We start from the raw sequence: 10,527 nt of genomic DNA, 5'->3' as shown, positions 1-10,527 counted from the left end.
GCGTCTCGACTGGTCCTTGCCCGCTCACCGTCGCGGGACCTTGAGCGGCATGGATGCCGCGCCAGAGCCTACAGGGACGTACTCGCGGCGTGTCCCGCGAGGGTGGGCGGGCAAGGGCCTTGCAGCCAAGCCACAGACCTAACGGCGCCCGTCCGTCCGTCAGCAGCGTCCACCCGATGACCGCGAAGACGCTTTGCGAGCCGCTCTCAAGTGAACCGCCTGACGCCTTTAGCGCGGCCAATGCGCGGGATCAGATCTCGGTCGGGCCGATGTGGTGGCGCTTGCGGTAGCGGATCGAGGACCACACCGAGGCGGCGATGAAGGCCACGCCGATCAGGCCGGTCAGCACCTCCGGTACGTGGTACACGGTGCCGACCAGCATGATGATCGCCAGCACGCCGATCGCGTAATGGGCGCCGTGCTCCAGGAACACGAACTCGTCCAGGGTGCCCTTGTGCACCAGGTAGACCGTCATCGAGCGCACGAACATCGCGCCGATCGCCAGGCCCAGCATGATGATGACCACATCGCGGGTGATCGCGAACGCGCCGATCACCCCGTCGAACGAGAACGAGGCGTCCAGCACTTCCAGGTACAGGAAGGCGGCAATGCCAGAGCGCTTGGCCGGGCCCATGCCGTCCTCGCCCTCTTCGGCCTCGAACAGCGCGTCCACGCTGCCGACCAGCAGGTACAGCAGGATGCCGCCCAGGCCGGCGAACAGCACGCTCTGGAAGATGGCGTCGGGCAGGAACAGCTTGGTGCCCAGCAAGACCGACACTGCCACGATCACCGACATCGCATCGGCCTTGCCCAGCTTGCCGACCAGCCGCTCCACCGGGCCGAGCCAGTGCAGCTTGCGCTCCTGGTCGAACAGGAAGTTCAGGAACACCAGCAGCAGGAACATGCCGCCGAAGGCGGCGATGGACGGGTAGTTGTCGGTCAGCACCTGGCTGTAGCGGTCCGGCTCCTTCAGCGCCATCTGCATCACCGGCACCAGGCCCATGCCGGTGGCCACCGACACGATCACGATCGGGAACACCAGGCGCATGCCGAACACCGCGATCAGGATGCCGACGGTGAGGAACAGCTTCTGCCAGAACGCATTCATGTGCTTGAGCACGCCGGCGTTGACCACCGCGTTGTCGAACGACAACGACACCTCCAGCACGCTCAGCACCAGGCATAGCCACAGGGCCTGCCAGATGCCCATCGCGGAGGTATGACCCCACCAGGCAGCCAGGCCCAGGCAGATCGCTGTGACCAAGAACGACATTCTGAAATCGCGAAACATTGACACTCCCAGGCGGGCCAAGACGACAGCCGGAGCAACGGGCCGGGGCGGGGCCCGGCAGATCCGGCATGCGGTGAGGAGGGGGGACCGCGGCGTGACCCAAGGTCAGGCCGGGCGTGGCTCGCCCATTATAGGGAGTGTCACCGCCATCAGGGTTGCATCGTCCGGATCCGGGCGTACCCCGAAGCCCAGGCTTTGGCACATCGCCAGCATGGTGCGGTTCTCGCGCAGCACCTGGCCTTCGATCTGCTTCAGGCCCAGCCAGCGCGCGTACTCGATCATGATGCGCATCAGCTGCCAGCCGATGCCGTGGCCCTTGAGGTCGGAGCGGATCAGGATGCCGTACTCGCCACGCTCGTAGTCGGCGTCGGCATGCAGCCGCACCGCGCCGAGCATGTCGCCGGTCTTGGGGTCGATGGCCACCAGCGCGATCGAGCGCGCGTAATCGAGCTGGGTCAGCCGGGCGATGAATTCGTGGCTGAAATGCTTGACCGACTGGAAGAAGCGCAGCCGCAGGTCTTCGTCGGTGACCCGCGCGAAGAACGCGCGGAACAAGGCGTCGTCCTCCGGGCGCACCGGACGCACCAGCGCATGCGTGCCGTCGCCCAGCCCGATCTGGCGCTCCCACTCCTTCGGGTACGGGAAGATCGCAAAGCGCGGATGGCCGCGGCCCTTGTGCAGCTTGCGCGCCGGCGCCACCGCCACGCGCGCGTCCAGCGCGATCACGCCATCGCGGTCGGCCAGCAACGGGTTGATGTCCAGCTCGGTGATTTCCGGGATGTCGGCGGCCAGCTGCGCCAGCTTGACCAGCACCAGCGCCACCGCGCGCTCGTCGGCCGCCGGCACGTCGCGGTAGGCCTTGAGGATGCGCGAGACCCGCGTGCGCCCGATCAGCTCGTGGGCCAGGCGCAGGTCCAGCGGCGGCAACGCCAGCTCGCGGTCGTTGATCACTTCCACCGCGGTGCCGCCACGGCCGAACACGATGGCCGGGCCGAACACCGGGTCGTCGGCGATGCCGGCGATCAGTTCACGCGCCTTCGGCCGCAGCACGGTGGGTTGCACGATCACCCCCTCGATCACCGCATCCGGCAGCGCGGCGCGCGCCCGTGCCAGGATGCCGGCCGCCGCCTCGCGCACCGCCGCCACGCTGGACAGGTTCAGGCGCACGCCATCCACATCGGACTTGTGCGCGATGTCGCTGGACAGCACCTTCAAGGTCACCGTGCGGCCGACGGCCAACAGCGGGTCGGCCAGCAAGGCGGCCTCGTTGGCGGTGGCGGCCACCTGCAGCGGCACGATCGGGATGCCGTAGGCGGCCAGCAGGCGGTTGGTGGCGACCGGGTCCAGCCAGCGCCGGCCGGCCGCCAGGGCGTCGTCGACCACGGTGCGGGCGATGGCCGCATCCACCACGAAATCTTCCGGCAGGCTGGGCGGGGTCTCCATCAACGCCGCCTGCGCCTCGCGATAGCGCACCAGGTGGGTGAAGCCGCGCACCGCGTCCGATTCGGTCGCATAGGTGGGCACGCGCGCGGCGTTGAGCGCGGCAATCGCCGCATCGTCCTGGCCCAGCCATACCGCGAACACCGGCTTTTCGCGCTGGTAGCGGTTGCGTTGGTCCAGCGCGCGGGTCAGCGCCTTGGCCGCATCGGCCGAGGAGGTGAACGCGGTCGGCACGTTGACCACCAGCAGCGCGTCGTTCTCCGGGTCGTCCAGCAAGGCTTCGATCGCCGCGGCATACCGCGGCCCGTCGGCATCGACGATGATGTCCACCGGGTTGCTGCGCGACCAGCCTTGCGGCAACGACTGATCCAGCCGCTCCAGCGTCTTGGCCGACAGCTCGGCCAGGGTGCCGCCGCGCAGCACCAGCTGGTCCACCGCCAGCTGCCCCACCCCGCCGCCATTGCTGAGGATGGCCAGCCGCCGGCCGGGAAAACTGCCGAGCCGGCCCAGCGTCTCGGCGGCGGCAAACAATTCGTCCAGCGCGCCCACCCGCAACAGGCCGGCACGCGCGAATGCGGCGCCATACACCGCATCCGAGCCGGCCAGCGCCTGCGCATGCGTATCGGCATTGGGATTGATGCGGAACTGGCGGCCCGACTTGACCACCACCACCGGCTTGGCGCGCGCGGCGGCGCGGGCGGCCGACATGAACTTGCGCGCATCGCCGATGCGTTCGACGTACAGCAGGATCGCGCGGGTGCGGTAGTCGGTGGCGAAGTAGTCGAGCAGGTCGCCAAAATCCACATCCAGCGTGTCGCCCAGCGACACCACCGCCGAGAACCCCACCGAGCGCGCCACGCCCCATTCCACCAGCGCGGCGGCAATCGCGCTGGATTCGGAGATCAATGCCAGGTCGCCGGCCTGCGGGCAATGCGCGGCGATGCTGGCATTGAGCCGCGCATGCGGGGCGATCACGCCCAGGCAGTGCGGGCCGAGGATGCGCATGCCCTTGGCGCGCGCGGCCGCTTCCATCCGCGCGGCCGGCGAGCCGGGGCCGCTGCCCAGCCCGGCGGTGAGGATGATCGCCGCAGCCACCCCGCGCCGCGCGGCGATGGAGACGATGCGCGGCACGATGCGCGCCGGCGCGGTGATCACCACCAGGTCCGGCACCCACGGCAGATCGGTCAGCCGCGCCACCGTGCGCACGCCGTCGATCTCGGTATAGCGCGGGCTCACCCAGCCGATCTGCCCGGGAAACCCGGCCGCGCGCAGATTGCGCACCACCGCCCGCCCGGCCGAGCGATCGCGCGGGCTGCCGCCGACCACCGCCACGGTGGTGGGACGAAAGACCTGCTGCAGGTGGTAGGTACTCATGGCGAAGAGACGGCGGGGAAAGCGGACACGGTACACGTCGGCCCGAGCGCACGTCATCGATCCCGCGCTGGAGAAGCGCGACGCAGCGCCTGTTATTGTTGTGAACGATTCGCATTTTCGTTAATATCGTGTGGTCAGCCAGCTTCCTGCGCCGCCCCGCGCCCTGCCGCCAGCGACCCACTCGGAACAGGGCCCCCCATGAAACTGCTGACCTTGTCGGCGCTGCTGCTCGCTGCCTCCGCCTCTGCGCACACCCCTTACCTGGCACCCAACACCTTCACGCCCCAACCGGGCCAGACGGTGACCCTGGACGCGGCCTTCGCCGAGACCTTCTTCGTCCCGGAGGCGGCCTTCGACCAGAGCCACTTCCGCATCACCGGGCCCGACGGCCGCGATGTCGCGCCGGCCCGGGTGCAGGCGCTCGACACCCGCACCGTGGTCGAACACACCCTGGGCAAGCAGCCCGGAACCTACCGGGTCAGCACCGGCCTGCGCGTGGGCGCGCAATTCCGCACCTGGGAGCTGGATGGCAAACGGCAGACCGTGCGCGATCCGAACGTACCCATGCCCAAGGGCGCCACGCTGCTCGCCAGCTTCCAGTCGCGCACCCTGGCCGACACCTATCTGAGCATCGGCAAGCCCGATCGCACCGCGCTGGCGCCGCGCAACCGTGGCCTGGAACTGGTGCCGGTCTCCCATCCCAACGACCTGTATGTCGGCGAGCGCTTCGTCTTTACGGTGCAGTACGACGGCGTGCCGCTGGCCGGGCAGACCGTGGACATCAGCGAGGCGGTCTGGACTTCCGACCGCAGCCCGACGCTGGTCAGCCTGACCACCGACGCGGCCGGCCGCGCCACGATGAAGCTTGACCGCGCCGGCACCTGGCTGGCGCTGTCCCGCCACCGCACCCCGGCCCCGGCCGACGCCCCGGTGCGCGAGTACAGCAACAGCACCACGCTCACCTTCCAGGTGCTGGAGCCGTAGCGCCGCGCAACCGCTGCGGCGGTTGCATTGCCCACTGGCCCGACTTCGCCAGCGCGGTGTCTCCGCCCGGCGTACCGACACGCCCGCAGGCCCAGCCAGCGCCACGGCCCGCCACCGTTTCCCCCCTCAAGAGGCAATCCATGAACACTGGCTCCCTGGCCGGCGCGTGCCTGTGCGCGCTGCTGCTTCCCGCAACCGCACTCGCCCAGTCCGGGCCGCGCCCGCTGCTCGGCGGTCACGGCAACAACGTGCAGGCCTTCATCACCCAGCATGACGACGACCGCGACGGCCGCATCACCGCCGCCGACTTCGCCGCCTTTCGCCGCGCCCGCTTCGACGCCACCGACCGCAACCACGACGGCAGCGTCGACGAGGACGAATACGTGGCCGAATTCCGCCAGCGTCGCCAGCAGGCGCTGGAGCAGGAACGCAGCGCGCAGGCCGCGCACGGCAGGCAGCGCTTTGCCGCACTCGATGCCGATGGCGACGGGCAGGTGTCGCGCGCCGAATTCGACGCCGCCAGTGCGCAGGACTGGGCGCGCGGCCAGGCGGCGCTGACGGCGGCGGCCAAGGCGCGCCCTGGCGACAGGACACAGGCCTTCGATCGCGACGGCGGCCGCCCCGGCATGCCCGACAGCCAGTCGGCCGAGGGCTTCCTGGCGCTGTACGACGAGAACGGCGACGGCAAGGTGGGCCGCAAGGAATACACCGGCCTGCGCGCGGCGCAGTTCGCCAGCGCCGACGGCGACCGCAACGCGGCGCTGTCGCCGGACGAGTACCGGGTGGAATTCGAAGACCGCCTCAACCGCCGCCTCACCGCGCTCGAGCAGGCCGACGACCGCCAGGTGCATGTGCGTTTCAAGGTACTCGACACCGACAAGAACCAGCGCATGACCTTCGCCGAATATCAGGCGTCGGGGCTGCGCACCTTCGCCCGCGTCGACCGCAACCACGACGGCGTGGTCGATGCCAGCGATGCGGCGCTGCCGCCGCCGGTGCCTGCGACCGCGCCGGCCACCACGCCGGCCCGGGCCGACTGATCTGCCGCGCGGGCCCTGGCGCCCGCGCCCCCTGGCCCGCCGCTGGCGGGCCCACCCAGCTACGCGACTGCGGTGTTCTGCCGCTTGCAGCCAGGTCCGCGCCGTCCGGCGCTCCTTCCTCTTCCTGACTGTGGACTCCACGATGACCTCGACACCGACCCTGCTGGCCCTGGCGATCGCCACCGGCCTGGCCTTCCCGCTGCATGCCGAACAGGCACCGGCCGACGCCACCACCTTCGACCCGGTCGAGGTAAAGGCCGCGCGCGACAAGCGCGCCTCCGGCAACCAGAACGTCACCACCCTCGACACCGCGCAACTGCAGCAGGAACAGGCCGAGAGCATGGAGGACCTGGTGCGCTACATCCCCGGCGTGAGCATCGCCGACATGGGCCGCTTCGGCGAGAACGGCTTCAACATCCGCGGCCTGGAAGGCGACCGGGTGGCGATGACCATCGACGGCCTGTCGATGGCCGAGGGCGTGGAGACCGCGCGCGACTACGAGTTCTTCCGCGCCGGCCGCGGCGGCGTGGACGTCGATTCGCTCAAGCGGGTGGACATCGTCAAGGGCGCCGATTCCATCAGTGCCGGCAGCGGCGCGCTCGGTGGTGCGGTGGTATTCACCACCAAGGATCCCTACGACTACCTCAAGGCCCAGGGCAACGACAGCCATGTCGGCCTCAAGACCGGCTACACCGGCCACAACGACCAATGGCTGGGCAACCTTACCGTCGCCAACCGCAGCGGCATCGTCGAATCGATGCTGAGCTACACCCGCCGCGAGGGCCACGAGTCCGAGGGCTGGTATTCCAGCACCGGGATCGACACCGGCAGCGCGCGGCGCACGCCCGACCCGATCGACAACGAAAGCGACAACGTGCTGGCCAAACTCGACGTGGTGCCGAACGCACAGCACCGCTTCGGCGTGGTGTACGAGCGCAACCGCGCGCAGAACCGGGTCGACAATCTCAGCCGCGTCAGCGCGCCCAGCTACGCCGAACGCATCGGCGACGACAGCAACGACCGTGACCGCTACGGCCTGCGCTACCTCTGGAACGCCGACAACGCCCTGTTCGACACCCTGCAGGCGCAGCTGGACCGCCAGCAGACCGACAGCCGTGGCACCACCCGCATCCTGACCCAGAGCGGCAGCTCGAGCACGCCGGCCACCGCCGCCACCACGCGCTGCACGGTGGCGCTGCCGTGCCGCCGGGCCGAAGATCGCGACACCGAGCAGACCCTGGACCGCATCGCGGTCGACTTCGACAAGCAGCTGCATGGCAACGGCTGGTCGCAGGCGCTGCTGTACGGGGCGGCCTGGCAGCGCCGCAGCATCGACTACAGCGCGATCGACTACCGCTGGAACAATGCCGGCACGCTGGACACCGCCACCATCGACCCGGCGCAGGTGCCCAAGACCGATGCCGACAGCTGGAACGTCTACCTGCGCGATCGCATCGGCCTGCTCGACGACCGCCTGCAGCTGACCCTGGGTGCGCGCTACGACCACTATCGCTACGCGCCGACGCTGTCGCCCACCTTCGTCGACAGCACCGGCACGGTGCGCGAGGTGACGTTCTCCTCGCCCACCTGGCAGGCCGGCATCAGCTACGCCTTCACCCCGCAGCAGACGCTGTGGTTCCAGGCCGGGCGCGGCTTCCGTGCCCCGACCACGGCCGAGATGTACGCCCCGACCAGCATCACCGCGCTGACCCGGGTGGACACCGGCGCCACCGTCAACGTGCCCACCGTGGCCGCCAATCCCGCACTGGAGGCCGAGCGCAGCCTCAACCTGGAACTGGGCTGGCGCTGGGAGAGCGACTGGGCGCGCGTGGGCCTGTCGGTGTTCCGCGACCGCTACGACGACTTCATCCAGAGCGAGACCGTCACCACCGATGCCGGCACGCTCTACCAGACCTGTACCCGCGGCGTGTGCACCACGCGCAACGGCTACGCCTACACCACGCTGCGCAATGTCGGCCAGGTCGAGGTCAAGGGCGTGGAACTGGATGCGCAATTCAGGCTCGGCGATGCCTGGCTGCTGCGCGCGGCATGGACCCACAACCAGGGCGAGCTGGAAGATGGCCGCCCGCTGGACAGCATCAATCCGGATCGCGGCGTGCTCGGCCTGAGCTGGCAGGGCCTGGACGAGCGCCTGCGTGTCACCGCCAACATCACCCATGCGCTGGCCAAGAAAGCCAAGGACGTCAACGTCGAGAACGACATCTTCGGCGCTGCGGCCGAGCCGTTCCTCAGCGATGCCTATAGCGTGGTCGACCTGTTCGGCAGCTACCGTTTCAACGCGCACGTGCGCGTCAATCTCGGCGTCTACAACCTGTTCGACGAGCGTTACTACCAGTGGGCGCGCATCCGCAATGTCACCCGTGGCGATTTCTATCTGTACGGCTATGCCACCGATGACGGCATCGGCCGCTACAGCGAACCGGGCCGCAACCTGCGCGCCACGCTGTATGTGACCTTCTGAGGCGCGATCGCCGCTGCGCCTCGCTGCACGGTGGGCCGTGCAGCGAGGCAGGCTGGACCACCGGTACGGCCTGGCCCGGCACCGGCCGCGTTGTGCCGAGTGCCGAGACGCAGCGTCAACGACCGGGCGAGGTGCCGCAATGCGTGCGGCTTCTCGACCGGAGCATGGCGGGGCGCAATTGTTCGCGCCCCGCGCACTGCCCGCGGCGCTACAACAAGGTGCCGCTGAGGATCGCGGCGGCAATGCTGAAGTAGATCACCAGGCCGGTGACGTCCACCAGGGTCGCCACGAACGGCGCCGAGGCACTGGCCGGGTCGAAGCCGAGCCGTTGCAGCACGAACGGCAGCATCGAGCCGGACAGCGAGCCGAAGGTGACGATGCCGATCAGCGCCGCACCGATGGTCAGCGCCACCATCTGCCAGTGCGGGCCGTAGTCGTACAGGCCGGCGGTCTGCCAGAGGGTGATGCGCACGATCGCCAGGATGCCCAGGATGGCGCCCAGGGTGAGCCCGGTGGGCAGTTCGCGCAGGGCCACCTTCCACCAGTCGCCCAGGCGCAGTTCGCGCAGTGCCAGCGAGCGGATCAGCAGCGAGGTGGCCTGCGAGCCGGAGTTGCCGCCCGAGCTCATGATCAACGGAATGAACAGGGTCAGCACCACCGCCTTGGACAACTCGTCCTCGAAGTGCTGCATCGCGCTGGCGGTGAGCATTTCGCCCAGGAACAGCACGCTCAGCCAACCGGCGCGCTTCTTGATCATCTGGCCGAAGCCGATCTGCATGTAGGGCTTGTCCAGCGCCTCCATGCCGCCGAACTTGTGCACGTCCTCGGTGGATTCGGCGATCAGCGCGTCCAGCACATCGTCCACGGTGACGATGCCCAGCACATGGCCGTGCGCATCCACCACCGGGATCGCCAGCAGGTCGTGGCGGCGGATCAGCCGGGCGACTTCTTCCTGGTCCAGCGCCGGGTCCACCGTGACCGGCGGGTTGACCTGTGCCACCTCCAGGATCGGCGCATCCGGCGCGCCGGTGATCAGCCGGCGCATGGTGACCACCTGGGTCAGCACGCGGGTGTGCGGGTCGAGCAGGTAGATCGCATAGACCGTCTCGCGGCTGCGCTCCACCTCGCGGATGTGCTGCAGGGTGCGGCCCACGGTCCAGTCGGCCGGCACCGCCACGAACTCGGTGGTCATCAGCGCGCCGGCGGTATTGGGCGGGTAGCGCATCAAGGCCTGGATCGACAGCCGCGCCTCGGCACTAAGCAGCCACAGCAACCCCTGGCGCTGCTCGGCATCCAGGCCATGGAAGATGTCGGTGGCGCGGTCGTCGGCCATCTGCCCGAGCAGGGAGGCGGCCTGCTCGGCCGGCAGTTGCGCGACCAGGGCGCTGGCGGCGTGCAGCTCGGGTTGTTCGAGCACCTTCACCGCACGCGGCGGCGGCAGCGCGGCCAGCACATGGGCGGCATCGTCGCGGTCGAGGGTGTTGAGGTATTCCACCGCATCGGCCGTATTGAAATCGGCCATGGGTGCGATCAAGGCATCGACGCCTTGGGCAAGGCGCAGGGTTTCGTTGTACATGGGGTTCGCCTGGTGACGACCGTCGTCGATGACAGCCGGCGAACCTGAAGCCTCAGGCGCGCGCCAACTGGGTCATCGACCTGGGTCTAGGGTGACTGTCGCTGGACATGAGAGAGGGCTCCGAGAGTGCGTACCGACCGGTGATCCGGGCGGCGGCGCGGCGCAGTCTGCGCGCCTGGGCTGGCGTGGTCAATGCCCTGCGTGGGCGGCGCTCAGCGCGCGTCCAGCCGCCGGTGCACGGCATGGCTTGAAAGGCGCGATCGGGCCGCCGGGCAGCGGACGCCGCACGCGCGCCCTGCGGCAGATCCACAGTGGCGAGCAGCCATCGGGCCGCCGCCGG

6 protein-coding genes are annotated in these 10,527 nt (G+C 69.5%); 3 read left to right on the top strand and 3 right to left on the bottom strand.

What is annotated here, in order from left to right; translation table 11 throughout:
- Positions 1-250: 250 nt before the first annotated feature.
- On the bottom strand, positions 251-1,291 hold the full coding sequence (locus tag EO174_RS20720) for a DUF475 domain-containing protein (protein ID WP_104534912.1): 1,041 nt from the start codon (positions 1,289-1,291) through the stop codon (positions 251-253).
- A 105-nt stretch (positions 1,292-1,396) separates the two neighbouring features.
- Positions 1,397-4,105 carry a bifunctional acetate--CoA ligase family protein/GNAT family N-acetyltransferase gene (locus tag EO174_RS20715; protein ID WP_104584156.1) on the bottom strand — a complete coding sequence of 903 codons (2,709 nt, stop codon included), beginning with the start codon at positions 4,103-4,105 and terminating at the stop codon, positions 1,397-1,399.
- Between the two features lie 198 nt (positions 4,106-4,303).
- Between EO174_RS20715 and EO174_RS20710 the strand changes: the two genes are divergently transcribed.
- The 3 genes from EO174_RS20710 to EO174_RS20700 all read left to right on the top strand — a co-directional run bounded on the left by EO174_RS20710 (position 4,304) and on the right by EO174_RS20700 (position 8,611).
- Positions 4,304-5,089 (top strand): DUF4198 domain-containing protein, encoded by a 786-nt coding sequence (locus tag EO174_RS20710; RefSeq protein WP_115678061.1) that lies wholly within the window; start codon positions 4,304-4,306, stop codon positions 5,087-5,089.
- A 140-nt stretch (positions 5,090-5,229) separates the two neighbouring features.
- Positions 5,230-6,129, top strand: coding sequence for an EF-hand domain-containing protein (locus EO174_RS20705; protein ID WP_126947149.1), 900 nt, complete (start codon positions 5,230-5,232; stop codon positions 6,127-6,129).
- A gap of 142 nt (positions 6,130-6,271) precedes the next feature.
- Positions 6,272-8,611 (top strand): TonB-dependent hemoglobin/transferrin/lactoferrin family receptor, encoded by a 2,340-nt coding sequence (locus EO174_RS20700; RefSeq protein ID WP_126947146.1) that lies wholly within the window; start codon positions 6,272-6,274, stop codon positions 8,609-8,611.
- A 208-nt stretch (positions 8,612-8,819) separates the two neighbouring features.
- Here the strand turns inward: EO174_RS20700 and mgtE are convergent, their stop codons facing one another.
- Entirely contained in the window at positions 8,820-10,187 is a 1,368-nt protein-coding gene (gene mgtE / locus EO174_RS20695) for a magnesium transporter (protein ID WP_126947143.1), read from the bottom strand.
- Positions 10,188-10,527: the final 340 nt, after the last annotated feature.

It is taken from the genome of Xanthomonas sp. BRIP62418 (genome assembly GCF_003993495.1).
GTDB lineage: Bacteria > Pseudomonadota > Gammaproteobacteria > Xanthomonadales > Xanthomonadaceae > Xanthomonas > Xanthomonas euroxanthea.
The sequence above is the reverse complement of the archived record's forward strand: the minus strand, read 5'-3'. Positions and strand labels throughout refer to the sequence as shown.